Raw genomic sequence first — 26,903 nt, 5'->3', positions numbered from 1 at the left:
CCGCTCGCCCGAGCAGGCCGGCGACCCGGGGAGACCACGTGTCGGACCGGGGCGCGTACCGATTCTCAGGAGGACCGATGAGCGAGCGACCCGACGGCCGCACCGACCGCAACGGACAGGGCAGGCTGCCGAAGAACCGGGCCCGCCTGCTCATCGTCGGGACCTTCGTGCTGATCCTGGTGGTGGCCTTCACCTTCATGATCCTGGTCGGCACCCTCGGCTGACCTCCGGACCGCGGCGCCGGGCGCGCCGACGAGCGGGACCAGGCCGGACCTGGTCACATGTCCCGGTGCAGGTGGCGAAGGAGGCGCGCGGCCTGCTGAGGGCGATGCGGGCCCGTCTGCGCAACCGGGACACCGCCCTGATCGCCGCCGGGCTCACCTTCTACGCCGGGATCGCCGTCGTCCCGGCGCTGGTGCTCTCCCTGGGGCTGACCAGCTGGGTGGCCGGCGCCGACGAGGTGCGCGAGCTCGCCACCCGGTTGTCCGAGGTGCTGCCCGGCGCGCTGGGCGCCCCGGCAGCGGTGCAGCGGCTGGCCGAGGCGGGCACCGGCCTCAGCGTCGTCGGCGCCCTGCTGACCCTGCTGCCCATCTCGCTGTACGGCGAGGGGCTGCGCCGGGCGCTGCTGCGGTTCAGCCCGGCGCACGACCGGTTCACCGCCTGGCGGGGCCGGGCGCTGGCCCTGCCCCTGCTGGTGCTGGCACCGCTGCTGCTGTACCCGTTGCTGCTGGTCGCGGGGGTGCTTGCACACCTGGCCGAGACTCCCGGGTTCGGCGCCGCGGTCGGCGGGTTCGCCACCGGCTACTACTCGGTGCTGTTCGCGCTCACCCTGCCGTTGGTGTGGATCTTCCGAGTGGTCGCGGCCAGCCGGCTGGGCTGGCGGGCCGTGGTGTCCGGGGCGCTGTTCACCGCCGCCTGCCTCTCCGGCTTCCTGCAGGGGTTCGTGCTGTTCCTGGCCCTGCCGCTGGACCTCGGCGCCCCGTTCGGTGGGCTCACCGTGGTCGGCGGCGTGATCGCCATCGGGTTCTGGCTGTTCCTGCTCCAGTTCGTGCTGATCGGCGGCTGGTTGTTCACCCAGGCCCTGGACGAGCGCCTTGCCCGCGGGACGGCGGTCACCAGCTGATCGGGTGCTCCTCGATCAGCCGGTCGCGCTGCTCGTCGACGTCCCAGGCCGGCTCCGGCAGCCGGGGCTGCAGCTCGGTCAGCGTCTCCAGCAGCAGCCGGCCGACCGCCCAGTTGCGGTACCACTTCCGGTCGGCCGGGACGACGTACCACGGTGCGGTGCCGGTGTCGGTGCGCTCCAGGGCGGTCGCATGGGCCTGCTGGTACTGCGGCCAGAGTGCCCGCTCGTCGATGTCGGCGGGATCGAACTTCCAGCGCTTGCTGGAGTCGTCGAGCCGGGCCAGCAGGCGCTGCTTCTGCTCCCACGGCGACAGGTGCAGGAGGACCTTGAGCACGGTGACGTCGTCGTCGACGAGCTGGCGCTCGAACCGCACGATCTCCCGGTAGCGCCGCTCGATCACCTCCGGGGTCGCCAGCTCGCGCACCCGGCCGATCAGCACGTCCTCGTAGTGCGAACGGTCGAAGACACCGACCTTGCCGGGGCCCGGCAGGGCGCGGCGCACCCGCCAGAGGAAGGAGTGCCGCAGCTCCTCCGGCGTCGGCGTGCCGAAGCTCGCCACCGCCACCCCGTGCGGCTCCATCGCGCCGACGACGTGCTTCACCACGCCGCCCTTGCCGCTGGTGTCCATGCCCTGCAGCACCAGCAGCACCCGCCGTCGGCTGCCGCCGCTGCCCTCCGCGTAGAGCCGCTGCTGCAGCTCGGCCAGATGGGTCGCGTCCAGCCGCGTCGCCTCCCGGGTGCGCTCCTTGTCGCCGGGGGCCAGCGGCGTCGACCGCGGGTCGATCTCCCGCAGCTCGATCGGGGCGGCGGGGACGCGGAGCGCGCGGCGCAGGGAGTCGGGCATGCCGGGAGCCTAGGGACGCCGGTCAGCCGGACCGGACCGCGGTGATCTCCTCGACCAGCAGGTCGGGCAGGTCGGCGTGGTGGAGCACGACCAGGCTGCTCACCGCCCGGGTGAGGACGACGTAGAGCCGGTGCAGGCCGCGGGGCTCCGCGGCGACGATCGCGGCCGGCTCCACGACCACGACGTGGTCGAACTCCAGCCCCTTCACCAGCCCGGCCGGGACGACGGACACCCGGGCCGGCGCCGCACCGTCGTCGCTCAACGACGACACGTCCAGCCCGGCCGCGGTGAGCACCCCGACCACCTCGGCGACCGACGCGTCGGCGCAGACCACCCCGGTCGACCCGGCTCTGGCCGCCAGCTCGCCGACCACCTCGGCCAGCGGCCCGGCCAGCGTGCCCACGGGCCGCAGCTGCAGCGCCCCCGGCTCCCGGCGGGCCGCGGTGGCCGCGGCCAGCCCGGGGGCGATGGCGGGCAGCAGCCGGTTGGCGAAGTCCAGCACCTCACCCGGCACCCGGTAGCCCCTGGTGAGCGGCCGCACGGTCGTGGCCGGCCGGCCGAGCGCCGTCAGCGTCTGCGACCAGTCCGCCACCGACCACGGGCTGGTGGCCTGGGCCAGGTCGCCGAGCACCGTCAGCGAACCCGCGCCCAGCCGGCGGGCGACGGCGCGGCACTCCATCGGGGAGAGGTCCTGCGCCTCGTCCACCACCACGTGCCCGTAGCCCGGGGTCCGCTCCAGCATCCCGGCCACCTCGTCGACCAGCACCGCGTCCGCCGCCGTCCATCGCGCGGCGCGCACCGACCGCGGCGGCTTCGGCCAGCGCAGCAGCGCCTGCTCCTCCTCGGCCAGTACACCGCGGGCCGCCCGGGCCAGCCGCTCGGGGTCGGTGAACAGGTCGTGCACGAGCCCGGCGGCGTCCACCGCCGGCCAGACGGCGTCGCAGAAGGCCCGCACCTCGGCGCTGCGGGCGGTCCGCCGGGTCTCCGCGTCGGTCGGGCTCCCCCCGCCCGCCTCCTTGAGCCGCCGGGCGTACTCGGCCAGCCCCATGGCCAGCCGCTCCCGGCCGGCGGCGTAGTGCACCAGCTGCTGGTCGTCGACCCCGGAGGTCCCGGCCCGGCGCAGGTCGTCGACGAAGCGCTTGAGCCGGTCCTCACCGATCCGGTACTTCCGCCCCGACAGCGTCACCTGCACCGAGTCCGTCGGCTTGCGGATGCCGCCCCACAGTGCCCGGCGCAGCACCTCGGCCAGCCGCGGATCGCCCTTGAGCACGGCGACCGCCGGTTCGTCCTGGGCGCGCACGGTCACCCGGGCGGTGAGGCTCGCGACCGTCGCCTGGTCGACCTCCACCTCGCCCAGCGCGGGCAGCACCTGCTCGATGTACCGCAGGAACGCCCGGTTCGGCCCCACGACGAGCACACCGGTGCGGGCCAGCTGGTCGCCGTGCGTGTAGAGCAGGTAGGCAGCCCGGTGCAGCCCGACCGCCGTCTTCCCGGTGCCCGGCGCGCCCTGCACGCAGATCGACTCGGTCAGCGGCGCCCGGACGATGTCGTCCTGGTCGGGCTGGATGGTGGCCACGATGTCGCGCATCGGGCCGCTGCGCGGGCGCTCGATCTCCTGGCGCAAGAGCTCGCCGCCACCGGCGTCGTCCTGGCCGTCGGCGATCAGCTCGTCCTCGTAGCTGGTCAGCTCGCCATCGGCGAAGCCGAACCGGCGGCGGCGCAGCAGGCCCTGCGGTTCGGCGGCGCTGGCCTGGTAGAACGGCCGGCTCATCGGTGCCCGCCAGTCGATGACGACCGGGTCGCCGGCCGCGTCCCGCACGTGGCGGCGGCCGATGTGGAAGGTCTCCGGGTCGGTGCCACCGGCAGCGTCGGTGCGGCCGAAGAAGGCCGGGACGCCCGGGTCGGCGGCGAGCGCGAGCAGTCGCTCGGCGCGGGCGGCGCCGAGTCGCTCGGAGGCCCAGGCGTCGACGCCGGCATCGGCGACCGCGACGGCGGCGGCACGCATGGAGGTCAGGCACCCGGCGGCGTGGGCCAGGTGGTCGCGTTCGGCGGCGAGGACGGGATCGGCGGCGGTGGGGTGGGCCGGGGCGGACGGCACGGACACGATCGGAGGACGCTACGCGCGGACCGTGCTCGGCTCAACCGAGTTCCGGCACGACCCGCCGGGCGATGTGTAGACCACCGGCGTCTGGATCACCCACCAGTCATGGCCAGCGACCCGACTCCCCCCTCTGTCATCGGTGCGATCGCCCACGACCGCGACGGGAAGCCGCTGGGCACGGTCACCGCGGTCTACCTGGACGACGTGACCGAACAGCCCACCTGGGTGGGCCTCACCCCCGGGGCGCACGCCGCCCCGGACGACGACGAGGTCCCGCTCATCGCCCCGGTCACCGGGTCCCAGCTCGCGGACGACCGGATGCAGCTGGCGGTCGACTCCGCCGCCGTGCACTCCGCGCCCCGGGCGACCCGACCGGACCACCTGAGCCCGGAGGAGGAGGCGGCGCTGCTGGAGCACTACCGCCGGCCGGCAGCCGGCACGGTCCGGGACGGCGACGGCATGGTCCGGGACAACGACGGCATGGTCCGGGACGGCAACGGCACCGTCCGGGACGGCGACGGCACGATCACCCTCGCCGAGGAGCAGCTCGACGTCACGACCGTGGTCGAGCCCTGGACCCGGGCCGTGCTCCGCATCGAGGAGGTCAGCGAGGAGGTGCTGGTGCCGGTGACGATCACCCGGCAGCGCGCCCGGATCGAGCACCTGCCACTCGCGCACGGCGATCGCGAGCCGGGCCGGGCGGCGACAGGCGAACGGCAGCCCTCCCGCAGCACCGGCTGGGTCACCCTGTACGCCGAGGAGCCGCGGGTCTCCCTGGAGCGGGTGCCGGCCGAGCGGGTGCGGTTGACCACGACGTGGGAGACCGAGCAGTCGTCGGTCACCGAGCAGCTGCGGCACGAAGAGGTCGATCTGACCACCACCGACACGCCGCGCGACTGAGCCGCCGCCCCGGCCGGTCAGCCGGCCGGGGCGCCGAGCCACCAGTCCAGCCCGGCGGCCACCAGCTCCGGGGTGATCACGTGACCACCGGCGAACTCCTCGTAGGTCACGTCGTAGCCGTCGGCCAGCAGCTCGGCCGACACCCGACGTCCGCACCGGTCCACCGGTAGGACCGGGTCGTCGGTGCCGTGGCTCAGCCAGAACCTCGCCCGGCCGTACCGGCCGGGTGAGGAGACGAAGCCCGGGGAGAACGCCAGCACGGTGGCGGCCAGGTCGCCGTTGGCGACCCCCAGCGACAGCGCGTACGAACCGCCGTCGGAGAAGCCCGACATCGCCACCTGGCTGACCGGGCAGCTGGCGAAGACCTGCGCGAGCGCCGCGTCCAGGACGGCGACGTCCCGGCCCAGGCCACCGTCGATCAGGTCCCACGTGCTGCCGGCCGAGGTCGGGGCGAGCACCAGCACGTCGCGGGCGGTGACCAGCTCCCCGACGGCGGCAAGCGACTGTTCCGCCGTCCCCCCGGCACCGTGGAAGAACACCAGCAGGGGGCGCGGCCGCGGGTCGCCGGACGGGACGGCGAGCAGCGCCTCGGCCCCGGGCCCGAGGGCGAGCCGGGTGACCCCCGGACCGGGGGCGGTGCCGGTCGGTTGGTCGGGGCGACTGTCGAGGCGGCCGTCCGCCGCGCGTGAGGAAGGAGACACCGCGCTCCCCTACCCCCGGACGGCGCACCTGCACGGCCAGGGGCAAGGTGAGGTGGTGCCCGAGACGATCCCTGACTCCATGCTCGCCGGACGGCTGAACGTCCGGACCCGCGACTTCGCCGTCACCGAGGTGCCCGTGCCGACGCCGGGCCCCGGTGAGGTGCTCGTCCGGGTGCGCGCCGCCGGCGTGTGCCTGTCCGACGTGCACCTGATCGAGGGCGAGCTGACCCCGCTGTTCCTCCGCGGGGACACCGTGACCCTGGGCCACGAGGTGGCCGGCACCGTCGCGGCGCTGGGCGCCGGCGTGACCGGCTGGGCCGACGACCAGCGGGTCCTGCTGCAGGCCGGGGAAGAGCGGCACGGCGTCGTGCACACCCGCGGCGTCGACTACGACGGCGGGTGGGCGCAGTACGCCGTCGCCCGGGCCGACACGCTGGTCGCCGTCCCCGACGACCTGCCGCTCGAGCAGGCCTGCATCGTGCCCGACGCGGTCTCCACCCCGTGGGCGGCGATCACCGCCACCGCCGGGGTCCGGCCGGCCCAGCCAGTCGGCGTCTGGGGCATCGGCGGGCTGGGGGCGCACGGTGTGCAGCTGCTCCGGCTGGCCGGTGCGGCGCCGATCATCGCCGTCGACCCGGTGCCGGCCGCCCGGGAACGCGCGCTGCAGTTCGGTGCGGACCTGGCGCTGGACCCGGCCGACGACGACCTGGTCGGCCAGGTGCGCGCGGCCACCGGCGGCGCCGGGCTGGCGTTCGCCTTCGACTTCGCCGGCGTCGCCGCGGTGCGCCAGCAGGCGGTGCGGGCACTCGGCGCCGGTGGCGCGCTCGTACTGGTCGGTCTGACCAGGCAGCCGCTGACGATCGAGGACGGGACGGCGTTCAGCTACTTCGGGCAGAGGGTGCTGGGCCACTACGGGTCGATGCCCGAGCACGTGCTCGAACTGGTGCAGCTCGTCCGGCACCACCGGATCGACTTCGCCCGCTCGGTCAGCGACACCCTGCCGCTCAGCGAGGCGGCGACCGCGGTCGACCGGCTGTCGCGCAAGGAGGGCAACCCGATCCGGCTGGTCCTGCAGCCCTGAACTCGAGGGGCCGAAGTCGCGACTTCGGCCCCTCCGGGGTCACCCCGTGTGACTTGAGTCATACGGCGGGTGGCGGCGCTCGACGGCCGCCAAGCCGGGTTCGGCGGCGCTCTCTCGTCGGGCGTCCCGGGGGTGGTCAGCTGCACCCGGACGCCGGTCGCGGCGGCCACTCCTCCGACGACGCAGGAGCCGCGCGGTGACCCAGACCCTGGACCCGACCGACACCACGACCACCGACACCGACGAGCCGGGCAGCCGGGTCGGGGCCTGGCTGGCGGAGTTCCAGTCGGCCCTGACCGCCCGGGACGTCGACCGGGTGGCCGAGCTCTTCGCCCCCACCTGCTTCTGGCGTGACCTGGTCGCCTTCAGCTGGAACATCACCACGGTCGAGGGGCACGACGGCGTCCGGGACCTGCTCCAGGCCACGCTCGACCGCACCGACCCGCAGGGCTTCCGGGCCACCGAACCGGCCACCGGCGCCGACGGCGTCGACGAGGCGTGGATCGCCTTCGAGACGGCGGTCGGCCGCGGCCGCGGGCACCTGCGGCTGCAGGACGGCAGGGCCTGGACCCTGCTGACCACGCTGTACGAGCTGACCGGGCACGAGGAGCCGGTGCGGGACCGGCGGCCGATGGGCGCCGAGCACGGTGTGCACCGGGACCGGGAGACCTGGCGCGACCGCCGCGATCGGGAGGCCCGCGAGCTCGGGTACGAGACCCAGCCCGTCGTGCTGGTCGTGGGCGGCGGGCAGGGCGGCATCGCCCTCGGGGCCAGGCTCCGCCAGCTCGACGTCCCGACGATCGTGATCGACAAGCACCCGCGCCCGGGTGACCAGTGGCGCAGTCGCTACAAGTCGCTGTGCCTGCACGACCCGGTCTGGTACGACCACCTGCCCTACATCCCGTTCCCGGACAACTGGCCGGTCTTCGCCCCCAAGGACAAGATCGCCGACTGGCTGGAGTCCTACACCCGGGTGATGGAGCTGGACTACTGGGCGAACACCCGGGCGATCAGCGCCGCCTACGACGAGAAGACCGCCGAGTGGACGGTCACCGTCGAGCGGGACGGCGTGCCGGTGGTGCTGCGCCCGAAGCAGCTGGTGCTGGCCACGGGGATGTCGGGGAAGCCCAACGTCCCGGTGCTGCCCGGACAGGACGTCTTCCGCGGCGACCAGCACCACTCCTCGGCCCACCCGGGCCCGGACGCCTACCGCGGCAAGAAGTGCGTGGTCATCGGCTCGAACAACTCGGCCTTCGACATCTGCGGGGCGCTCTGGGAGAGCGGCGCCGACGTCACCATGGTCCAGCGCTCCTCGACCCACATCGTCCGGTCGGACTCGTTGATGGAGATCGGGCTGGGCGCGCTGTACTCCGAGGAGGCCGTGGCCGGCGGCATGACGACGGAGAAGGCGGACCTGACGTTCGCCTCGCTGCCCTACCGGATCATGCACGAGTTCCAGATCCCGCTGTACGACCAGATGCGGGAGCGGGACGCCGACTTCTACCAGCGGCTCGAGGCGGCCGGGTTCGACCACGACTGGGGCGAGGACGGCTCGGGCCTGTTCATGAAGTACCTGCGCCGCGGCTCGGGCTACTACATCGACGTGGGCGCCGCAGACCTCGTCGCGAACGGCGACGTCCGGCTGGTCCAGGGCCAGGTCGACCACCTGACCGAGGACTCGGTCGTGCTGGCCGACGGCACGCAGCTGCCGGCCGACCTGGTCGTCTACGCGACCGGGTACGGCTCGATGAACGGCTGGGCGGCCGACCTGATCAGCCAGGAGGTCGCCGACCGGGTGGGCAAGGTGTGGGGGCTGGGCTCGGACACCACCAAGGACCCGGGGCCGTGGGAGGGCGAGCAGCGGAACATGTGGAAGCCCACCCAGCAGGAGGCGCTGTGGTTCCACGGCGGCAACCTGCACCAGTCCCGGCACTACTCGCTCTACCTGGCGCTGCAGCTCAAGGCCCGGCAGGTGGGCATCCCGACCCCGGTCTACCGCCTGCAGGAGACCCACCACACCAGCTGAGGGGCCAAAGTCGCGACTTTGGCCCCTCTCACCCCCGGTCGGTGGGCTCCACGATGTGCACCCGGACGGCCCGGAACTGGGCCGGGGTCTCGAGCAGCACGGCCTTGGTCGGCTCGCCGACCTCCAGGGCGGGCAGGCGCGGGAGATCGGCCAAGGGCCGGAGCCGCGGGTCGGTGAGCACCTCCGCAGCCAGGCCCTTGTCCCCGCCCGGGGCCAGCCCGGCGAGCGTGCCGGCGTGCGGCAGCAGCACCCGGGCGGCGGTGTCGGCGGCATGGCTGACGACGGCGTCTGTCTGGTGCCCGCGCCGCCGGGCGAACCGCTGCTGCGACCACCCGCCGGCGGCGGTGCGGCCCTGCACCTGGCGGGCGTCGACCTTGGAGACGACGAGCTCCGCGCCGTCGAACACCCCGACCGCCCAGCGGCCGCGCCGGACCAGCAGGACGGCGGTGCGCTGCGGCACCTTGGCCGCGGCGCTGAAGGCGGTCAGCGGCACGGGGCCGGGCGTCCAGCCGTAGGGGGCGGTCAGCCGCACCGTGGTGGTGTCCTGGCAGGTCACCGTGAGCACGCCCGCCTCGTCGGCCCGGACGTCGGTGAACGCGCCGTGCCGCTGGGCGACGCCGTCCAGCCAGCGGTCCAGCCGCTCCGGGGCGACCCCGAGCAGTCGCCCACCACCGGCGGCGGGGCGGGGGGAGGTCATCCGCGGAGCATCGCAGCAGCAGGCTCTTCCGGCCCCCTCCAGGGTCCCGCCCCGAGCTCCCGCGGGGTGTCCTCCCTCAGTGGGCCAGCGCCGGGGAGGCGGCGTGCTCGGCCGGCACGTGCAGGGTCCGCTGCCACAGGGCGACCACCACCGCCGCCAGCCCCGCCGCCACCGTGGCGACCAGGAAGCTGGCGTTGGCACCGACCGTGTCCACGATCTTCCCCGCGGCCGACGCCCCGATCGCCACCCCGAGGGCGAGGGCCGTGCCGATCCAGGTGAACGCCTCGGTGACCGCGGAGCGGGGCACCAGCACCTCGGCCAGGGTGAAGGCGCTGATCAACGACGGCGAGACGGCGACGCCGGCGACCACCACGAGCGGCAGCATCAGCCAGTAGCTGGTGACCAGCACCAGCGGCACGGTCAGCACGGTCAGGACGACGAGGGCGGCGACCAACCGGTGCCGCAGCCGCACCTTCCAGTGCACGACGCCCCAGCCGATGCCGGCGAACATCGAGCCGGCGGCCAGGCCGGCGATGAGCAGACCGGACAGCGAGCGCTGACCGACCTCGTCGGCGAAGGCGACCAGGCCGATCTCCAGGGCGCCGAGGATGGCGCCGACCGCGGCCCCCACCACGAACAGCACCCGCAGCCCCCGCACCCGGATCGCCGACGCCCCGCGCCGGTGCCCGTGCGCGGCCGGGGGCGGTTCGGTGTGCCCCTGCGCGGCGAACAACAGGCTGCCGACGGCGGCCAGCGTGAACGCGGTGACGACGCCGGAGGTGGTGTGCCCGGTGGTGGACAGGAAGGTGACCAGCACCGGCCCGACGATGAACACGAACTCGTCGACCACCGACTCCATCGCCAGGGCGGTGGGCAGCCGCGGGGTGCCGCGGAGCAGGTGGGTCCAGCGCACCCGGATCATCGAGGAGACCGGCGGGATGCTCGCCCCGGCGGCGGCGGCGGAGAGGAACACCGTCCACAGCGGCCAGCCGCCGCGCACCGACCAGAGGAAGGCCACCCCCGAGACGACGAAGATCGCCAGCACGCCCAACAGCACCCGCCGCTGGGCGTGGGTGTCGGCCAGCCGGCCGATCACCGGCCCGGCGATCGCGGTGGCGATCGCGCCGACGGCGGCCACCGCACCGCCCAGGCCGTAGGAGCCCGTCTCGGACTGGACGAGCAGCACGCTGCCCAGGCCGATCATCGACAGCGGCAGCCGGCCGATGAACGCGGCCAGCACCATCGGCAGGGCGTGCGGAGTCCGCAGCACGTGCAGGTAGGGGTTGGGCACGAGCGGACTGGCCTCCGTCACGGGGATGGGCACGCCCCCGCCACGCTAACCCGACGGCGCTGCCCCCCGCGGCACGGGCACGGAGCGTCGCCGGCCGGGATCCCGGACGCGACGAGGTCCCGCCCCCGACGACGCTGTCGGTGAGCGGGACCTCGTCCCGGGGGTCGGCCACCGCGACGGCCGACCCGGTCTGTGGCCGGTGCTACCGGCTCAGGCGAGACGGCTCTTGAGGATCTCCAGCTCGTCCCACATGGTGCTGGGCAGCTTCTCGCCGAACTTCTCGAACCACTCGGTGATCTGCGGGACCTCGGCCTGCCACTCCTGCTTGTCCACGCGCAGCGCCTGCTCGACCTGCTCACGGGTCATGCCCAGACCCGAGACGTCGAGCGAGTCCGGCGTCGGCACGTGCCCGACCGGGGTCTCCTCGGCGGCCGCGGTGCCCTCGAGGCGCTCGACGACCCACTTGAGCACGCGGCTGTTCTCCCCGAACCCGGGCCACAGGAAGCCGCCGTCGTCGTCCCGGCGGAACCAGTTCACGTAGAAGATCCGCGGCAGCTTGCTGGCGTCGTGCTGCTTGCCGGTGTCGACCCAGTGCTGGAAGTAGTCACCGGCGTTGTAGCCGATGAACGGCAGCATGGCGAAGGGGTCGCGGCGGACGACGCCGACGGCACCGGTGGCCGCCGCGGTGGTCTCCGAGGAGAGCGTCGCGCCCATGAACACGCCGTGGTTCCAGTCCCGGGCCTCGCTGACCAGCGGGATCGTGGTCTTGCGGCGTCCACCGAAGAGGATCGCCGAGATCGGCACGCCCTTCGGGTCCTCGTACTCCGGCGCCAGGATCGGGCACTGGGTGATCGGGGTGCAGAAACGGCTGTTCGGGTGGCTGGAGGGCTCGTCGGACTCCGGCGTCCAGTCCCGGCCCTTCCAGTCGGTCAGGTGGGCGGGGGCGTCGTCGGTCATCCCCTCCCACCAGATGTCGCCGTCGTCGGTCAGTGCGACGTTGGTGAACACCGAGTTGCCCTGGTCGATGGTGCGCATGGCATTGGGGTTGGTGTCCCAGCCGGTGCCCGGGGCGACGCCGAAGAGGCCGTACTCGGGGTTGAGGGCGTAGAGCCGGCCGTCCTCGCCGAAGCGCATCCAGGCGATGTCGTCGCCGAGGGTCTCGACCTTCCAGCCGGGGATGGTCGGCTCGAGCATCGCCAGGTTCGTCTTGCCACAGGCCGACGGGAAGGCCGCGGCGACGTAGTACGTCTTCTGCCGCGGGCTGGTGAGCTTGAGGATCAGCATGTGCTCGGCGAGCCAGCCGTCGTCCCGGGCCATGACCGAGGCGATGCGCAGCGAGTAGCACTTCTTGCCCAGCAGGGCGTTGCCGCCGTAGCCGGAGCCGTAGGACCAGATGGCCCGCTCCTCGGGGAAGTGCACGATGTACTTGGTGTCGCTGCACGGCCAGGGGACGTCGTTCTGGCCGGCCTCCAGCGGAGCGCCGAGGGAGTGCATCGCCGGCACGAACGGCCGGTCGGACCCCATCGCCTCGAGCACCCGGCTGCCGATCCGGGCCATGACCCGCATCGAGACCACGACGTACTCGGAGTCGGTGAGCTCGACGCCGAACATGGGGTTCTCGGCCTCGACCGGGCCCATGCAGAACGGGATGACGTACATCGTCCGGCCGCGCATGCACCCCCGGTACAGCTCGGTCATGACGGCCTTCATCTCGGCCGGGTCCATCCAGTTGTTGGTGGGACCGGCGTCGGCCTCGTCGACCGAGCAGATGAAGGTGCGGTCCTCGACCCGGGCGACGTCACTGGGGTCGGAGGCGCAGTGGAAGGAGTTGGGCTTCTTCGCCAGCCGGGTGAAGGTGCCGGCGTCCACGAGCCGGGTGGTGAGCCGCTCCCACTCCTCGTCGGAGCCGTCGACCCACACCACCTGGTCGGGCTGGGCCAGCTCGGCCATCTCCTGCACCCAGGCGAGGAGTCGGGCGTGCGTGGTGGGGGCGTTCTCGAGACCTGGGATGGCCACGGAAGTCACGGCGTCTCCTCCTTCGGGTGCCGCCGGCGGGGTGTCGCACCGGCGCTGGCGCTGTGTCGGCCCCCCGGCCGCGACGCTGGGGCCGGGGGATCGGGCCAGGCTACCGCCTGCCGGGCGTACGTCTAGAACGTCTACCTGAAGTGTGACGTACCTCCCCTCGGGATGCCATCGGGCCCCTCGCGGGTTGTCGGCGGTCGTGAGCACCCCTCAGCTCCTGCAGCCCCTGACCCTGCGCGGGGTCACCCTCCCCAACCGCCTCGCGGTGGCTCCGATGTGCCAGTACTGCGTCTCTGACGGGGTGGTCGGCGACTACCACCTGGTGCACCTGGGCCGCTTCGCCCTCGGCGGCTTCGGCCTGGTGATGGTGGAGGCGACCGGGGTGACGGCCGACGGCCGGATCAGCCCCGGGGACGTCGGCCTGTGGAACGACGAGCAGGTGCCCGGCCTGGCCCGGGTGGCCGCCTTCCTGCGCGAGCACGGCAGCGTCGCGGCCATCCAGCTGGCGCACGCCGGCGGCAAGGGCAGCACCCTGCGCCCGTGGGACGGCGACGGCCCGGTGACCGCGGAGAACGCCCGCCCCGGCGACGTCCCGTGGACCCCGGTCTCCCCGAGCGGCGTGCCGATGGGCGAGGGCTGGCCGGCCCCCCGTGCGCTCACGACCGAGGAGCTGCCCGGTGTGCGCGAGGCGTTCGTCGCCGCCGCCCGCCGGGCGCTGACCGCCGGGTTCCAGGTGGCCGAGGTGCACACCGCGCACGGCTACCTGCTCAACGAGTTCCTCTCCCCGCTGACCAACACCCGCACCGACGCCTATGGCGGGTCGCTGGAGAACCGGATGCGGTTCCCGCTCGAGGTGGTCGAGGCCGTGCGCGCCGTCTGGCCGGCCGACCTGCCGCTGATGGTCCGGGTCTCCGCCGTCGACGCGACCCGCGAGGGGACGACGCTGGCCGACACGATCGCCTTCTGCCGGGAGCTCAAGGCCCTCGGCGTCGACGCGATCGACGTCTCCGGCGGGGGCATCGGCACCGGCTGGGAGCACCCGATCGGCTACGGCTACCAGGTGCCGTTCGCCGCCGCGATCAAGGAGCAGGTCGGCATCCCGACCATGGCCGTGGGCCTGGTCGTCGACCCGCAGCAGGCCGACGCCGTCGTCGCCACCGGCCAGGCCGACCTGGTCGCCGTCGCCCGGGAGGCGCAGGACGACGCGAACTTCGCCCTGCACGCCGCCCGGGCGCTGACCAGCTCCTACGACGCCTACCCGGTGCAGGCCGGCCCGCGGCTGGCCTCCCGCGACCGCCTGCTCGGCCGACTGGGCCCGTGGACCGGCCCCGACCCGGTCCGGGTGCAGGAGCCGGCCCCGACCCGTCGGGGCTGAGCCACCCGCTCGACCGTGGAGCCGCGGCGCACCCCGGCTCCACGGTCGGCCGGCCGGCTCAGGCCTGCGGCGAGCGCCCGTAGGCCGGGCCGGTGGCGGCGAGGAAGTCGTCCCAGGACCCGGGCGACGGGCGGCCGCCCACCTCGGCATCGAACTTGTCCAGGTACCAGTGCCAGCCGAGCACGTAGTCGGTGACCTGGGTGCCCGGGGCGAACAGCTGGGTGAACAGCAGCACCGTCTCGCCGTCCTGGGCGGTCAGGTCCAGTTCGGCCCGCCAGCCCTCCTCGGTGTCCCAGTCGACCACCAGCCGGTGCGGCGCCGCGCACTCCACGATCCGCATCGGCTCGCCGATCGGCGTCTCCTCGTGCGTCATGGTGAAGGTGCCCGCGCCGCCGGCGCGGCGCTCCCCCTCATAGGTTCCGATCCAGCGGGCCAGCCGGTCGGGCTCGGTGAGCGCCGCCCAGACGTCGTCGATCGGGTCGGGCCAGCTGCGGCGGAACTGCAGCCGCACCCCTTCGGGCAGCTCGGTGACCTGCCCCATCCGCTCGTCCGGTGTCGTCATCGACCGTCCTCCTGCGTTCGGGCCCGCCGCCCGCGGGCCATCTCGGTGTCCAGCGCGTCCAGCCGCTGCGCCCACAGCCGCCGGTAGGGGGCCAGCCAGGCGTCGAGCTCCGACAGCGGCCGCGGGTCCAGCGCGTACACCCGGCGCTGCCCCTCGGCCCGGACCTGCACCAGCCCGGCCTCGCGGAGCACCCGCAGGTGCCGGCTGATCGCCGGACGGCTGACCGGGAACTGATCGGCCAGCTCGCCGGCGCCCTGCTCACCGGCGGCGAGCAGGGCGACGATCCGCCGCCGGGTCGGGTCGGCCAGGGCCGCGAGCGCCTCCACGCGGAAGGTGTAACAGGTAAGTTACTTAACTGTCCAGTTACGCACGTTCGGACCGTGCGCGACCGGGGCACGGTCGGGTCATGACCGTCACCGACCCCGACGTCCCCGACCCCCTCAACGACCCGCGCACGCTGCAGGCCGACCCCGGCGCCCTCGGCGAGGGCGAGGACCTCGCCTCCACCGAGGACGACCAGGTCTCGACCGGCGAGGACGAGCTCGCCTCGTCCCGCACCGAGGCCGACGAGGCCGGCGGCGGTGACATGACCGGCGGCTTCGCCGGCGCGGTGGGCGAGGCGCCGACCAACGACCAGACCTGAGACGGAACGGTCCGGCCCGCGTGTCATCCGCCCTCGGACGGGGTAGCGCGACGACGTCAGATCCGAGGCTCAGCAACGGCCCCATGCGCACTCCTGAGGAGGACCCATGGCCACCGGTGAGACCGGCTTCGCCGACGTCACGTTCGACCTGATCTCCGTCCAGTACCACTCCCTCAAGGCCGGGCACGACTACGGCCAGTACGTCCGGGACGCCGAGAACGCCAACCTGGACGACGTCGCCTCGTTCTTCCGCGAGGTGATGGAGCAGGACTCTCAGCGCGCCGAGCGCGCCCACGAGCTGCTCCGCACGCTGGCCGGCACCGAGCACGGCGGCCCAGCCACCACCTGACACGCCCGAGCCCACCAAAATGGCCATTTTGGTGGTGGCAGAGCCGGGAAATCCGGGTGCGACGGGGCGGGCGCGGTACGTAACCTCTGCGGCCGTCCCGTCCCGACGCCCCTGGAGGTCTCCCGTGCACGCCCTGACCGAGGCGGCCATCCGCCGCTCGATGGTCAACTGCTCCCGGAGCGAGGCCGCCGCCCTCACGCCGCCCCGTGACCTCGCCGAGCTGGACTGGGCGTCGCTGGACGTGCTCGGGTGGCGGGACGCGAAGGCGGAGCTGCGCGGCTACCTGGTGCACGAGCGGGACGGCGACCCGATCGGCATCGCCCTGCGCGCCGCGGACACCAAGATGTCCAGCCGCCGCTCGGCGATGTGCCTGCTGTGCCACTCGGTGCAGTCGGCCGCCGACGTCTCGCTGTTCACCGCCCGGCGGGTCGGCGCGGCCGGGCGCAACGGCAACACCGTGGGCACCTACATCTGCGCCGACCTGGACTGCACGAGCCGGGTGACCGCCGTCCCGCCGTCGGCGCTGCACCTGGACGAGGAACTGCAGGCCCTCGCGGTCGAGGAGCAGGTCGTGGGACTGCACAAGCGGCTACAGGCCTTCACCGCCGACGTCACCCGCCGCTGACCGCCGCTGCGCTCGCCGAGCCGAGGGACGACGATGGGCCGGTGATCAAGACCCCGCTGACCCGATGGTTCGACCTCGACGTCCCCGTCTTCGGTGCACCGATGGCCGGGGTGGCCGGCGGTGAGCTCGCCCGGGCCGTCTCCCTGGGCGGCGGGCTCGGCATGATCGGCGTCGGCTCGGACACCCCGGTGGAGTGGCTCGCCGAGCAGGCGCGGCTGCCCGCGGAGGCCGACGTCTCCTTCGGCGTCGGCCTGATGGCCTGGGCCCTGGAGCAGCGCCCCGAGCTGCTGGCCGCGGCGATCGCCACCGAGCCGGCGCTGGTCTCGGTCTCCTTCGGAGACCCAGCGCCCTTCGTCGGGCCGCTGCACGACGCCGGGATCGCGGTGGCCACCGCGGTGAACTCACGCGCCGACCTGGACCGCGCCCTGGAGGCCGGGGCCGACGTGATCGTGGCACAGGGCACCGAGGCCGGCGGGCACACCGGGCAGCGGGCCACCCTGCCGCTGCTGCAGGAGGTGCTGGCCGCGACCGACCGGCCGGTGCTCGCCGCCGGCGGGGTGGCGACCGGTGCCGGCCTGGCCGCCGTCCTCATCGCCGGCGCCGCCGGGGCCTGGATCGGCACCCCGTTCCTGTCCTGCACCGAGGCGGCCAACACCCCGGCCGCCCGGGCGCGCGTCCGGGCCGCCGGGGGTGACGACACCGTGCTGACCAGCGCCTTCGACGTCGCCCAGGGTCTGCCCTGGCCGGCGCGCTGGCCCGGGCGGGCACTGGCCAACGAGTTCACCCAGCTCTGGCACGGCCGGGAGACCGAGCTGCGCGGCGACACCGCGGCGGCCGACCTGGTCCGGCGGGCCCGGGAGGAGGGCGACCTGGACCACGCCCCGGTCTACGCCGGGGAGTCGGTCGGGCTGGTGACCACCGAGGAGTCGGCGACCGACGTCGTCCGCCGGCTCGCCGGCGGTGCCCGCAAGGCCCTGGAACGCGCTCCCCGCCTGCTGGGCTGAGCAGCGCTCTGCACGCGCTTCCCCCACTCTGCACGTGCTGCGACACGTGCGAAGTGGCCGGAACGCGTGCAGAGCGACCTAGACGGCGCAGCTGCCGTCCGCGCAGCCCTCGGCGGCCGGAACGGTGGTGAGCGGGTGGGTGTCGGCCCAGGCCCGCTCGAGCAGTTGCAGGAGCGTCTCGGCCGGCTGCGCCCCAGAGGCGCCGTAGGCGCGGTCGACGACGAAGAAGGGGACGCCGGTCGCGCCGAGTGCCCGGGCGGTCTCGATGTCGGCGTGGACGGCGGGCAGGTACCGGTGGTCGGCCAGCGCGGCGCGCACCTCGGGCTCGTCCAGCCCCACCTCGACGGCGAGAGGCACCAGCGCGTCCACGTCGAACACCGAGCGGCGCTCGGTGAAGTGCGCGTGCAGCAGCCGCTCCTTCATCGCCCCGCCCAGGCCCCGCTCGGCGGCGAGGTGGAGGAGCTGGTGGGCGAGGAGCGTGTTGCCGCTGACCCCCTGGAGGAGGTCGTAGTCCAGCCCCTCGGCGGCGGCGACCTCCTCGACGCGGCGCATCTGGCCGGCCATCTCCTCGACGCTGCGGCCGTACTTGGCCGCCAGCGCCGGCAGCGTCGGCTCGGTGTGCCCCTCGGGCACGCTCGGGTCGAGCTGGAAGGAGCGCCAGACCACCTCGACCTGGTCGGCGTGCGGGAAGCGGGAGAGCGCCGTCTCCAGCTTGCGCTTGCCGATGTAGCACCACGGGCACACGACGTCGGACCACACCTCGACCTGCATGACCCGCCCAACCTCCCGCCCACCCCCGGCATTCCGCCAGGTCAGCCGGCGCGCTCCGCCAGGTGGACCTGCACCGGTGCGCCGGCCTCGCTCTTGCCGATCTGGGCGCAGAGCGCCTTCTTCAGCGGCAACCAGTGCGGCCCCCGACCCGAGGGCATCAGGGTGGCGGCGAACGGGTGGCCGTCCAGCGTCCCGGCGACGCGCACCGCCCGTCGGGTGCCCAGCACCTCGGCCGAGTCGGCGAGCTCCAGGTAGGTGGGGAAGGCGCCGTCCTTGGCGATGACGCAGGAGAAGCGGGCGTCGAGCGGCTGAGTGGGCTGCGCTGCGGTGGTCATGCCGGGGAGGACTCCCGCGCGGCCGAGAACTCATCGCCGCAGGGTCAGGAGGCGGCCTCGACCGCCGGCACGTGCTCGTGGCCGATGCGGATGATCTCGGCCAGCCGCGCACGGGCCCGGGTGAGGTCGGCGATCTGCCGGTCGATGCCGTCCCGCTGCTCGACCAGCCGGGCCATCATCGCCGGCGTGGCGCGGCCGGTGTGCACGCACGGCAGCAGCTCGAGGACGTCCTTGCTGGTCAGCCCGGCGGCGTAGAGCTGCTGGATGAAGTGCACCCGGTCCACGGCGCTCGCCGGGTACCGGCGCTGACCGCTGGGGCTGCGCTCGGCCTCCAGCAGCCCCTGCTCCTCGTAGTAGCGCAGCGCCCGCACGCTCACACCGGCCGCCGCAGCGACCTCACCGATCCGCACAGGTCCTCCCGGTGGCCCAGATCACCCTTGCCTCTGACGTCAACGTCAGGTCCTAGCGTCGTCGACACGTCACCCCGAACGCAAGGAGAACGTCATGGACATCACCGGATCGGTCGCCCTCGTCACCGGCGCCAACCGCGGCCTCGGTCGTCACTTCGCCCAGCAGCTGCTCGAGCGCGGGGCCACGAAGGTCTACGCGACCTCCCGCCGCCCCGAGCTCGTCGACGTCCCCGGCGTGCAGGTGCTGCGGCTGGACGTCACCGACCCGGAGTCGATCGCCGCCGCCGCCGCAGCCGCCGGCGACGTCACGCTGCTGGTCAACAACGCAGGCCTCACGACCCGGGCCGACCTCGTCACCGGTGACCTGGCCGACGTCCGGCTGGAGATGGAGACGCACTTCTTCGGCACGCTGGGCGTCATCCGGGCGTTCGCTCCGGTGCTCGCCCGCAACGGCGGGGGCGCGATCGCCAACGTGCTCTCGGCGCTCTCCTGGTTCTCCACCGCTGGCGCCAACGCCTACAGCGCCGCCAAGGCCGCGGAGTGGAGCCTGACCAACGGCGTCAGGATCGAGCTCGCCGAGCAGGGCACCTCGGTCACCGGGGTCGTGCTGGGAGCCGCCGACACCGACATGATGGCCGGCTACACCGGCCCGATGAGCGACCCGGCCGACGTCGTCCGGGCTGCGCTCGACGGCGTCCAGGCCGGCGACTGGGAGGTGCTGGTCGACGACTGGAGCCGGGGCGTCAAGGCCGCACTGGCTGCCGACCCGCGCGAGTTCTACAGCCCGCAGGCCTCCTGAGGGAACGCCTCCTCCCGGCGGGCCGCCGGGAGGAGGCCTGCCGCTGGGGTCAGCGGACGCCGACGAGGTCGACGACGAAGACCAGGGTGGCGCCGGGCTTGATGACGCCGCCGGCGCCGCGCTCGCCGTAGGCCTTGTGCGGCGGGATGGTCAGCCGGCGGCGGCCGCCGACCTTCATGCCGACGATGCCCTCGTCCCAGCCCTGGATGACCATGCCGACACCGATCCGGAACTCCAACGGGTCGCCGCGGTCCCAGGAGGCGTCGAACTGCTCGCCGCCGTCGTGGGTGACGCCCACGTAGTGCGCACTCACCAGGCTGCCGGCGGTGGCCTCGGGGCCGTCACCGACCACCAGGTCCTCGATCACCAGGTCGGACGGGACGGGCCCGGTGGGGGGCTCGACGTCGGGGCGGGTCAGCTCTGCCACGGGGGTCTCCTCGGGGTCGGCGCCAGGGCTCTCCCGGCGGTTCGCCCCCATCCAACCCGCCGGGCGACCTGCTGGGCACAGCTGGCCTCCGAGGCGGTGGCGACCACCCGGAGGTAGGTTGCACGTCGCGGGTGGCGTCACCGGTGACCGCCTCCGAGCGCAGCCCTGCCCGGCTGCCCGGGCTCGCAGGCGTGCTGGTGTCCTGGCTGGAGGTGTGCGTGGCCCCCGATGCGTCGTCGGCACGCGACCAGGCCGGCAACCGGGACCTCTTCAGCGGCGGCGGCGAGGCCGGCCGGCTGATGGCCGCCCACGACTGGGCCGCCACGCCGGTGGGCCCGGTCGAACGATGGCCGGCGAGCCTGCGGTACGCCATCCGCACCGTACTGGCCTCCCGCTTCCCGATGGTGCTGACCTGGGGCCCGGAGTACGTGCAGTTCTACAACGACGCCTACGCCCCGTTCATCGGCGCGAAGCACCCGGCGATCGGCGCGGACATCCGGGTCACCCTGGCCGAGGGCTGGGCCGCCCTGTCGGGGCCGGTCGAGCACGCGATGGCCGCCCGCGAGGCGTCCTGGCTGCCGTTGCTGCTGGAGCGCGCCGGCTACCGCGAGGAGACCTACTTCACCGTCTCCCACGCCCCGGCGTTCGACGACGACGGGCTGGTCGCCGGGATGCACGCCGTCTGCACCGAGGTGACCAACGAGGTGCTCGGCGAACGGCGTCAGCAGCTGCTGCACGAGCTCTCCTGCACCGAGGCCGAACGGGGCGACGAGCAGGCCGTGCTCGCCGGCCTGTGCCGCACCCTGGGCAGCGATCCGCTCGACGTCCCGTTCGCGGCGGTCTACTTCGACGGGGGCGACGGCCTCCGGCGGGCCGGCACGGTCGGCTGCCCGGCCGAGCGGCTGCCCGCCTCCGTCGCCGACGCCGCCGAGCTGCCCGGACCGGTCGCCGGGCTCGGGCTGGTCGGCGGGTTCTGGCAGGACCCGGTCCGCGACGCCGTCGTGCTGCCGCTGGGCGGCGCCGCGGACGAGGAGCGGATCGGCGTCCTGGTCGCCGGGGTCAGCCCGAACCGCGCCCTGGACGCCGAGTACCGCACCTTCCTGGACCTGGTCGCCGGGCAGTTCAACAGCACGCTGGGCAACGCCCGGGCGTTCGAGGCCGAACGGCGGCGAGCCGAGTCGCTGGCCGAGCTCGACCGGGCGAAGACGGCGTTCTTCTCCGACGTGAGCCACGAGCTGCGCACCCCGCTCACCCTGCTGCTCGGACCGATCAGCGACGTCCTGGCCGACACCTCCGACGCGCTGCCCCGGGCGGCCCGGGACCAGCTGGACCTGGCCCTGCGCAACGGGCAGCGACTGCAGCGCCTGGTCAACGACCTGATGGACTTCGCCAGCATCGAGGCCGGCCGGGCCGGCGCGGTGCGCGTGCCGACCGACGTCGCCGCCTTCACCGCCGAGCTGGCCGGGGTGCTGCGGGCCGCCGCCGAACGGGCCGGGCTGCGCCTGACCGTCGACTGCCCCCCGCTGGACCGCCGGGTGCACGTCGACCCGCGGATGTGGGAGAAGGTGGTGCTCAACCTGCTCTCCAACGCGGTCAAGTACACCTTCGTCGGCGGGATCGAGCTGACGCTGCGGGGCGGGGCCGATGCGGTGGTGCTCACCGTCGCCGACACGGGGATCGGCATCCCCGCCGCCGAGCTGCCGCTGGTGTTCGACCGCTTCCACCGAGTGCAGGGGTCCCTGGCCCGCAACCGGGAGGGGACCGGCATCGGACTGGCCCTGGTCCGCGAGCTGGTCGGCCTGCACGGCGGCACCGTGACGGTGGACAGCGAGCCCGGCGCCGGGAGCACCTTCACCGTCACGATCCCCTACGGCAGCCCCGACACCCCCGCCGACCCGGAGGCCTCGGTCGCCCCCTCGGCCGCCGCGCACGGCACCGCCGCCTCCTGGATCGCCGACGTGACCCCCGACCAGCTGCCTGCCACCCCCGCAGGCGCCACCGCCACGGTGCTGGTCGTCGACGACAACGCCGACATGCGCACCTACCTCACCCGGCTGCTGGCGCCGATCTGGCGGGTGCGCACCTGCACCAACGGCGAGGAGGCGCTGGCGGCCGTCGCCGAGCAGCAGCCCGACGTCGTCCTCACCGACGTGATGATGCCGCGCGTCGACGGCTTCGAACTGCTCCGCCGGCTGCGCGCCGCACCCGCCACCTCCGCCATCCCGGTGATCATGCTGACCGCCCGGGCCGGGCAGGAGGCCGCGGTCGAGGGCTTCACCGCCGGGGTCGACGACTACCTGGCCAAGCCGTTCCAGGCCGCTGAGCTGATCGCCCGGGTGCGCGTCGCGGTCGAGCGCAGTGCAGGCGCACGCGGCCGCACCGAGACCGCCCCCGTCCCCGCCCTCCCGCTCCCACCGTCGCCGGCCGTGCCGGCCGGACCGGCCGAGGTCCGCGCCCTGGTGCCGGCCTGCCGGCCGCCGGCCACGACCCCGGCACCGACGGCCGCATCGGTGCTCCGTGAGCACTGGCGGTTCCCCGCCACCCCCCGGGCGATCCCCGGGCTCCGGCGGGCCCTGCGCCGGGTGCTCACCGCCGCCGGGCTGGACGAGGACCAGGTCTACGACCTGCTGCTGGCCGCCTGCGAGGCGGCCACCAACGCGGTCGAACACGCCCAGGACCCCACCGAGCCCGTCGTCGACGTGACCGTCGATGCGTCCGTGGACGGCGTGGAGATCACCGTGCGCGACCACGGGCAGTGGCGGGAACGGGTGCCGAGCATGGACCGCGGGCGCGGCTCGACGCTGATGAGCGCGTTCGCCGACATCACCGTCGTCCCCAGCCCGGAGGGCACCACCGTGACCATCAGGAGCTTCCGGACACCTCCGCCGCCCCGTCCCGGCGGCTAGCTACTCCGCTGCCTGCGCCGTCCCCCACCGGCCGGTCCTCGGCAGCCGACACCTCCCGCCGGGACGCGCCGCCGGGCCCGAACCGGAGCCGGAGCCCGCGGGGCCGCGGGTCGGCGTCCTCCTCGCCGTGCCGACCGGCCAGGGCCACGGCGACCGCGTAGAGGACGGCGGTCAGCGGGACGGCGACGATCGCACCGGCGATCCCCCACAGCAGTCCGCCGACGGTGAGCGCGTAGACGATCCCCAGGGGGTGGAGGAACACCGTCCGCCGCATGATCAGCGGCTGCAGGAGGTTGCCCTCGACCTGCTGGACCACGACCACCGCAGCGAGCACCCACAGCGCGTCGGTGAGCCCACCCGAGGCGAAGGCCACCACCACCGCGGCCAGCCCGGCCACGAAGGCACCGACGATCGGGATGTAGGCGCCGAGGAAGGTGAGCAGGGCCAGGGCGAAGGGCAGCGGGACGCCGATGAGCACCAGCGCCAGGCCGATCCCGGCGGCGTCCATCAGCGCCACGATCGTGGTGCCCCGCAGGTAGCCACCCAGGGTCTTCCAGGCGCCGTTCCCGGCGGCGTCGGCGGCCGCACGGCGGTCGGCCGGCACGATCCGGAGGCACGACCGCCAGATCCGGGCTCCGTCGTAGGACAGCCAGAAGGCGGTGAACAGGGCGAGGACGAGGGCGGCCGCGACGGAGGCCGCGGTCGTGGCGCCGGTCACCACCATCCCCGGCCCGGATGCGTCGCCCCCGGTCCCGCCGGAGGTCAACTGGCTGATCAGCCCGTCGATGACCGAGTCGATCCGCTCCGAGGACAGGCCGAACGTGTCGGCCAGGCTGCTGCGCACCTCCTCCAGCCCACTGGCCAGGGTGGGACGCAGGCTGGCCCACTCCCCGGCGACCTGCCGCTGCAGGAAGTAGACGACCCCGGCCACCAGGGCGAGGAAGACCAGCATCACCAGCCAGGTGGCCGCGAGCCGGGGCAGCCGGCTCCGGTCCAGCCAGGAGACGACCGGCCGCATGAGCGCGGTCAGCAGCAGACCGGCCAGGAAGGTGAGCAGCACGGTGCCGAGCAGGACGGACAACTGCACCGCGTAGTAGACGACGGCGCCGATGGCCAGGGTCCAGACACACCACATGCCGGCGGTCCGGACCCCGGCGGGCACGCCCGCATCGGTCGCCGTCCCCGCCTGCCCACCGGCCGGCGGGTCGGTCGGTGGGGGTGTCGGGACGTCGTGGTCGGGCTGCGCGGGCACGGAAGCTCCTTCACCGGGACGAGGCGGGTTCGGTGCGGGACCTCCCCGTGGCTGAGGAGGTGGGCGGGTCGGGGCACCGGGCGGACGCGTCTGCGACGCCGCCGGCCCCGGCCCCTTCCTGCCCGACCGCGCCGCCGCCGACACGCGCGGCCGCAGCCGGTCAGCCCAGCGGGCTGCGCGGCAGCATGGTGTTGCTGATGATCCGCTTCTGGATCTCGCTGGTGCCCTCGAAGATCGTGGTCAGCCGGGCGTCCCGCCAGTGCCGCTCCACCTGCCGCTCGGTGGTGTAGCCGTTGCCGCCGTGCAGCTGCATGGCCTGGTTGGTGACCCGCACCGCCATCTCGGTGGCCTGCAGCTTCACCATCGCCGCCTCCTTCTCGCACGGCACGCCCTCGTCGAGCAGGTGCGCCACCTGGCGGTAGAACGCCCGCGCCTGTTCCACCTGGGCGGCCATGTCGGCCAGCGTGAAGCGCAGCGCCTGGAAGTCACCGATCGGGTGGCCGAACTGGGCGCGCTCCTGCAGGTAGAGCACGCAGTCCTCGACCGCGGCCCGGGCCAGGCCGACGGCGCGGGCGGCAGTGTGCACCCGGGCGGTGTTCAGGAAGGCCTGCGCCTCGCGGAAGCCGGCGCCGGAGTCGCCGCTGCTGTCGGAGCCACCGCCCTCGCCCGGGCCGACGATCAGGTCTGCGGCCGGGATGCGGACCCCGTCGAAGGTGAGGTCCCAGGTCAGGAAGCCGTGGTAGCCGACCTTGTCGATGGCGTAGCCGGACAGCCCCGGCGGGAACGAGCCGCGCTCCTTGACCAGCAGCAGGTTCCGCAGGCCGCGGGAGCGGGACTCCCCGGGCTGCGGGTCGGCCACCCGGACGAGCACCTGGATGAAGTCGGCGGCCTTGGCGTTGCCGCACCAGCGCTTGCGCCCGGTGACCACCCACTCGTCGCCGTCGCGCACCGCGCGGGTCTGCACGTTCGCCAGGTCCGACCCGGCCTCGGGCTCGGACAGCGCCACCGCGCCGATCCAGGACCCACCGGCGCTGCGCCGCAGCAGTTCACTGCGGCGGTCGGGGTCGGCGACCGCCGTCCCCATGCCCTGGGAGCGGGCCAGGATGCTGGCCACGCTCATCCACGCCCGCGCCAGCTCCTCGCTGACCATGCAGTACTCGAAGACGCCGAGGCCCAGCCCGCCGTCGGCCGCGGGGACGGTGACGCCGAAGTACCCCAGCTCACCGAGCCGCTCGAGGAGGCGCTGCGGGATCTCGCCCTTCTGCGGATCGAGCTCGTTCGCGACCGGCAGCACCTCGTCCATGGCGAACCGGCGGGACTGCTCCATCAGGGCAGCCCGCTCGGGCGTGTGCCACGGGGAGCGCAGGACGGGTGGCTCGGGCAGCCAGGTGTCGTCGGTCTCGGCGGGGCGGCTGGCGGTCGACGTCATCGTCGGTGCCTCCTGGGTCGGGTTCCGGTGCGCCCTACTGTCGGGTAACGAGCACGCCGATGCACCCCTACGTGACCGAGGCAACACCGCCATCGCGTGACGGACCGTTCCGCTCAACGAGAGCGGGAGCGGGAGCGCACCCACGGTGAGCACGGAGCTCATGAGGCGGCTCGCGGGCGGCGCCTGCCGGGTTCTCATGACCGTCAGGAAGACCGACACGGCCAGCCCGGCGATCACGGCCCGTCTCGTGTGCAGAACCCGCCCGGTCTTGGGTGCTCCCCGTTCGGTGGCGCGGCCCATCGGCACTGAGCCGGCAGCGGGACCACCCGACCCCAGCTACGGTCCACAGCACCGGCACCAGCACCGCTCCGGACGGAGGGCCATGCCGCTCGTCTCCCGACTCTCGACCACCCCGGTCAAGGGCACCGCCTTGCACGACCCACGCAGCGTGACGGTCACCGGGAACGGGGTGCCGGAGAACCGGCGCTTCCACCTGGTCGACGCCCGGCGGCGGCTGTTCAACGGCAAGCAGCACGGCCCGCTCGTGCAGCTCACCGCCGAGTTCGACCCCGGCGACGACCAGCTCCGGCTGCTCTTCCCCGACCGCTCGCCCGTGGGGGGCCGGACGACCGAGCTCGGCGAGGCGGTCCGCACGGACTTCTACGGGCGCGCCGTCGACGGGCACCTCGTCGAGGGACCGTGGTCGGCCGCGCTCAGCGACTTCGTCGGGCAGGAGGTGCACCTGGTCGCGGTCGACCGGCCCGGTGACGCGGTCGACGTCCACCCGGTCACGCTCATCTCCACCGCGACGCTGGAGCACCTCCGCCGGGTCACCCCCGGCGGGGAGCGGCTGGACCACCGCCGGTTCCGGATGCTCATGGAGGTGGACGGCTGCGACGTCCACGAGGAGGACACCTGGGCCGGCCGCCGCGTGCGGATCGGCGGGGTCACCGTCCAGGTGGTCGGTCCCGTTCCGCGCTGCGTCGTGACCAACGAGAACCCCGACAGCGGAGTGGTCGACTTCAGCACGCTGAAGGCGATCGTGCGCCACCGCGGCGAGCTCGCGACCGACCTCAGCACGCCGGTGGCGCACCTGCCGGACAACGGCGCGGTGGTCCTCGGCATGTACGCCACGGTCGAGCAGCCCGGCGAGATCGCCCTCGGCGACCCGGTCGAGCTCCTCGACGAGACCGTCGACCGACCTGTTTGACCGGTCCGTTCCGGTCTGCC

General features: G+C 74.1%; 27 protein-coding genes. 13 read left to right on the top strand and 14 right to left on the bottom strand.

Annotation, left to right across the window (positions count from 1 at the left end; translation table 11 throughout):
* Positions 1–77 precede the first annotated feature (77 nt).
* Both O2V63_RS15305 and O2V63_RS15300 read left to right on the top strand, forming a co-directional pair.
* The gene (locus O2V63_RS15305) at positions 78–224 is read left to right on the top strand and encodes a hypothetical protein (protein WP_269168417.1); all 147 of its coding nucleotides are present in this window, start codon (positions 78–80) and stop codon (positions 222–224) included.
* A 65-nt stretch (positions 225–289) separates the two neighbouring features.
* Positions 290–1,123, top strand: a complete 834-nt coding sequence (locus O2V63_RS15300) for a YihY/virulence factor BrkB family protein (protein WP_269168416.1) — start codon at positions 290–292, stop codon at positions 1,121–1,123.
* Here O2V63_RS15300 and O2V63_RS15295 read toward each other — a convergent pair.
* On the bottom strand, positions 1,113–1,967 hold the full coding sequence (locus O2V63_RS15295; RefSeq protein ID WP_269168415.1) for a PPK2 family polyphosphate kinase: 855 nt from the start codon (positions 1,965–1,967) through the stop codon (positions 1,113–1,115). The two genes, O2V63_RS15300 and O2V63_RS15295, sit on opposite strands and share 11 nt — an antisense overlap.
* Before the next feature lie 22 nt (positions 1,968–1,989).
* Complete coding sequence (locus O2V63_RS15290) at positions 1,990–4,071, bottom strand: HelD family protein (protein ID WP_269168414.1); 2,082 nt, start codon at positions 4,069–4,071, stop codon at positions 1,990–1,992.
* Positions 4,072–4,173: 102 nt separating this feature from the next.
* Here O2V63_RS15290 and O2V63_RS15285 point away from each other — a divergent pair, with 102 nt between their 5' ends.
* Entirely contained in the window at positions 4,174–4,968 is a 795-nt protein-coding gene (locus tag O2V63_RS15285; RefSeq protein ID WP_269168413.1) for a YsnF/AvaK domain-containing protein, read from the top strand.
* A 17-nt stretch (positions 4,969–4,985) separates the two neighbouring features.
* Here the strand turns inward: O2V63_RS15285 and O2V63_RS15280 are convergent, their stop codons facing one another.
* On the bottom strand, positions 4,986–5,669 hold the full coding sequence (locus O2V63_RS15280) for an alpha/beta hydrolase (protein WP_269168412.1): 684 nt from the start codon (positions 5,667–5,669) through the stop codon (positions 4,986–4,988).
* Positions 5,670–5,724: 55 nt separating this feature from the next.
* On the opposite strand from O2V63_RS15280, the gene O2V63_RS15275 reads away from it, so the two are divergent.
* Together O2V63_RS15275 and O2V63_RS15270 are read left to right on the top strand one after the other, a co-directional pair.
* Entirely contained in the window at positions 5,725–6,750 is a 1,026-nt protein-coding gene (locus O2V63_RS15275; RefSeq protein WP_269168411.1) for a zinc-binding dehydrogenase, read from the top strand.
* 196 nt (positions 6,751–6,946) lie between these two features.
* The gene (locus O2V63_RS15270) at positions 6,947–8,776 is read left to right on the top strand and encodes an NAD(P)/FAD-dependent oxidoreductase (RefSeq protein ID WP_269168410.1); all 1,830 of its coding nucleotides are present in this window, start codon (positions 6,947–6,949) and stop codon (positions 8,774–8,776) included.
* A gap of 28 nt (positions 8,777–8,804) precedes the next feature.
* Here the strand turns inward: O2V63_RS15270 and O2V63_RS15265 are convergent, their stop codons facing one another.
* From O2V63_RS15265 to O2V63_RS15255, 3 genes are all read right to left on the bottom strand, one after another.
* Entirely contained in the window at positions 8,805–9,473 is a 669-nt protein-coding gene (locus O2V63_RS15265; protein ID WP_269168409.1) for an acVLRF1 family peptidyl-tRNA hydrolase, read from the bottom strand.
* Positions 9,474–9,549: 76 nt separating this feature from the next.
* Positions 9,550–10,797, bottom strand: coding sequence for an MFS transporter (locus O2V63_RS15260; RefSeq protein WP_269168408.1), 1,248 nt, complete (start codon positions 10,795–10,797; stop codon positions 9,550–9,552).
* Between the two features lie 177 nt (positions 10,798–10,974).
* On the bottom strand, positions 10,975–12,780 hold the full coding sequence (locus O2V63_RS15255) for a phosphoenolpyruvate carboxykinase (GTP) (protein WP_269168407.1): 1,806 nt from the start codon (positions 12,778–12,780) through the stop codon (positions 10,975–10,977).
* 205 nt (positions 12,781–12,985) lie between these two features.
* Between O2V63_RS15255 and O2V63_RS15250 the strand changes: the two genes are divergently transcribed.
* Positions 12,986–14,161: an NADH:flavin oxidoreductase/NADH oxidase gene (locus O2V63_RS15250; protein ID WP_269168406.1), complete on the top strand. Its 1,176-nt coding sequence runs from the start codon at positions 12,986–12,988 to the stop codon at positions 14,159–14,161.
* Positions 14,162–14,219: 58 nt separating this feature from the next.
* On the opposite strand, the gene O2V63_RS15245 is transcribed toward O2V63_RS15250, so the two are convergent.
* Together O2V63_RS15245 and O2V63_RS15240 are read right to left on the bottom strand one after the other, a co-directional pair.
* Positions 14,220–14,723, bottom strand: coding sequence for an SRPBCC family protein (locus O2V63_RS15245; protein WP_269168405.1), 504 nt, complete (start codon positions 14,721–14,723; stop codon positions 14,220–14,222).
* Positions 14,720–15,049, bottom strand: coding sequence for an ArsR/SmtB family transcription factor (locus O2V63_RS15240; RefSeq protein WP_269168404.1), 330 nt, complete (start codon positions 15,047–15,049; stop codon positions 14,720–14,722). Before O2V63_RS15240 ends, O2V63_RS15245 begins: the two co-directional genes overlap by 4 nt.
* A gap of 80 nt (positions 15,050–15,129) precedes the next feature.
* On the opposite strand from O2V63_RS15240, the gene O2V63_RS15235 reads away from it, so the two are divergent.
* The 4 genes from O2V63_RS15235 (at position 15,130) to O2V63_RS15220 (ending at position 17,344) form a co-directional block, all read left to right on the top strand.
* Positions 15,130–15,366: a hypothetical protein gene (locus O2V63_RS15235; protein ID WP_269168403.1), complete on the top strand. Its 237-nt coding sequence runs from the start codon at positions 15,130–15,132 to the stop codon at positions 15,364–15,366.
* A 106-nt stretch (positions 15,367–15,472) separates the two neighbouring features.
* On the top strand, positions 15,473–15,715 hold the full coding sequence (locus tag O2V63_RS15230; RefSeq protein WP_269162625.1) for an acyl carrier protein: 243 nt from the start codon (positions 15,473–15,475) through the stop codon (positions 15,713–15,715).
* A 124-nt stretch (positions 15,716–15,839) separates the two neighbouring features.
* Positions 15,840–16,340 (top strand): FBP domain-containing protein, encoded by a 501-nt coding sequence (locus tag O2V63_RS15225; RefSeq protein ID WP_269168402.1) that lies wholly within the window; start codon positions 15,840–15,842, stop codon positions 16,338–16,340.
* Between the two features lie 41 nt (positions 16,341–16,381).
* A complete protein-coding gene (locus O2V63_RS15220; protein ID WP_269168401.1) occupies positions 16,382–17,344 on the top strand; it encodes an NAD(P)H-dependent flavin oxidoreductase in 963 nt (320 codons plus the stop codon).
* A 78-nt stretch (positions 17,345–17,422) separates the two neighbouring features.
* Here the strand turns inward: O2V63_RS15220 and O2V63_RS15215 are convergent, their stop codons facing one another.
* From O2V63_RS15215 to O2V63_RS15205, 3 genes are read right to left on the bottom strand one after another with little or no spacing between them, the layout of a single operon-like run.
* Positions 17,423–18,115, bottom strand: a complete 693-nt coding sequence (locus O2V63_RS15215) for a DsbA family oxidoreductase (protein ID WP_269168400.1) — start codon at positions 18,113–18,115, stop codon at positions 17,423–17,425.
* Between the two features lie 41 nt (positions 18,116–18,156).
* Positions 18,157–18,450 carry a DUF1905 domain-containing protein gene (locus O2V63_RS15210; protein WP_269168399.1) on the bottom strand — a complete coding sequence of 98 codons (294 nt, stop codon included), beginning with the start codon at positions 18,448–18,450 and terminating at the stop codon, positions 18,157–18,159.
* 44 nt (positions 18,451–18,494) lie between these two features.
* On the bottom strand, positions 18,495–18,860 hold the full coding sequence (locus O2V63_RS15205; RefSeq protein ID WP_269168398.1) for a MerR family transcriptional regulator: 366 nt from the start codon (positions 18,858–18,860) through the stop codon (positions 18,495–18,497).
* A gap of 94 nt (positions 18,861–18,954) precedes the next feature.
* Between O2V63_RS15205 and O2V63_RS15200 the strand changes: the two genes are divergently transcribed.
* Positions 18,955–19,659, top strand: coding sequence for an SDR family oxidoreductase (locus O2V63_RS15200; RefSeq protein ID WP_269168397.1), 705 nt, complete (start codon positions 18,955–18,957; stop codon positions 19,657–19,659).
* A gap of 49 nt (positions 19,660–19,708) precedes the next feature.
* On the opposite strand, the gene O2V63_RS15195 is transcribed toward O2V63_RS15200, so the two are convergent.
* Positions 19,709–20,086 (bottom strand): FKBP-type peptidyl-prolyl cis-trans isomerase, encoded by a 378-nt coding sequence (locus O2V63_RS15195; RefSeq protein WP_269162618.1) that lies wholly within the window; start codon positions 20,084–20,086, stop codon positions 19,709–19,711.
* A gap of 143 nt (positions 20,087–20,229) precedes the next feature.
* On the opposite strand from O2V63_RS15195, the gene O2V63_RS15190 reads away from it, so the two are divergent.
* The gene (locus tag O2V63_RS15190; protein WP_269168396.1) at positions 20,230–22,992 is read left to right on the top strand and encodes an ATP-binding protein; all 2,763 of its coding nucleotides are present in this window, start codon (positions 20,230–20,232) and stop codon (positions 22,990–22,992) included.
* Here the strand turns inward: O2V63_RS15190 and O2V63_RS15185 are convergent.
* Together O2V63_RS15185 and O2V63_RS15180 are read right to left on the bottom strand one after the other, a co-directional pair.
* Positions 22,949–24,244: an AI-2E family transporter gene (locus tag O2V63_RS15185; protein ID WP_269168395.1), complete on the bottom strand. Its 1,296-nt coding sequence runs from the start codon at positions 24,242–24,244 to the stop codon at positions 22,949–22,951. The two genes, O2V63_RS15190 and O2V63_RS15185, sit on opposite strands and share 44 nt — an antisense overlap.
* Before the next feature lie 160 nt (positions 24,245–24,404).
* Positions 24,405–25,673, bottom strand: coding sequence for an acyl-CoA dehydrogenase family protein (locus O2V63_RS15180; protein WP_269168394.1), 1,269 nt, complete (start codon positions 25,671–25,673; stop codon positions 24,405–24,407).
* A gap of 382 nt (positions 25,674–26,055) precedes the next feature.
* On the opposite strand from O2V63_RS15180, the gene O2V63_RS15175 reads away from it, so the two are divergent.
* A complete protein-coding gene (locus tag O2V63_RS15175; protein WP_269168393.1) occupies positions 26,056–26,883 on the top strand; it encodes an MOSC domain-containing protein in 828 nt (275 codons plus the stop codon).
* The last annotated feature ends 20 nt before the right edge of the window (positions 26,884–26,903 follow it).

It is taken from the genome of Modestobacter sp. VKM Ac-2977, from assembly GCF_026968045.1.
Classification (GTDB): Bacteria; Actinomycetota; Actinomycetes; order Mycobacteriales; family Geodermatophilaceae; genus Modestobacter.
The sequence above is the reverse complement of the archived record's forward strand: the minus strand, read 5'-3'. Positions and strand labels throughout refer to the sequence as shown.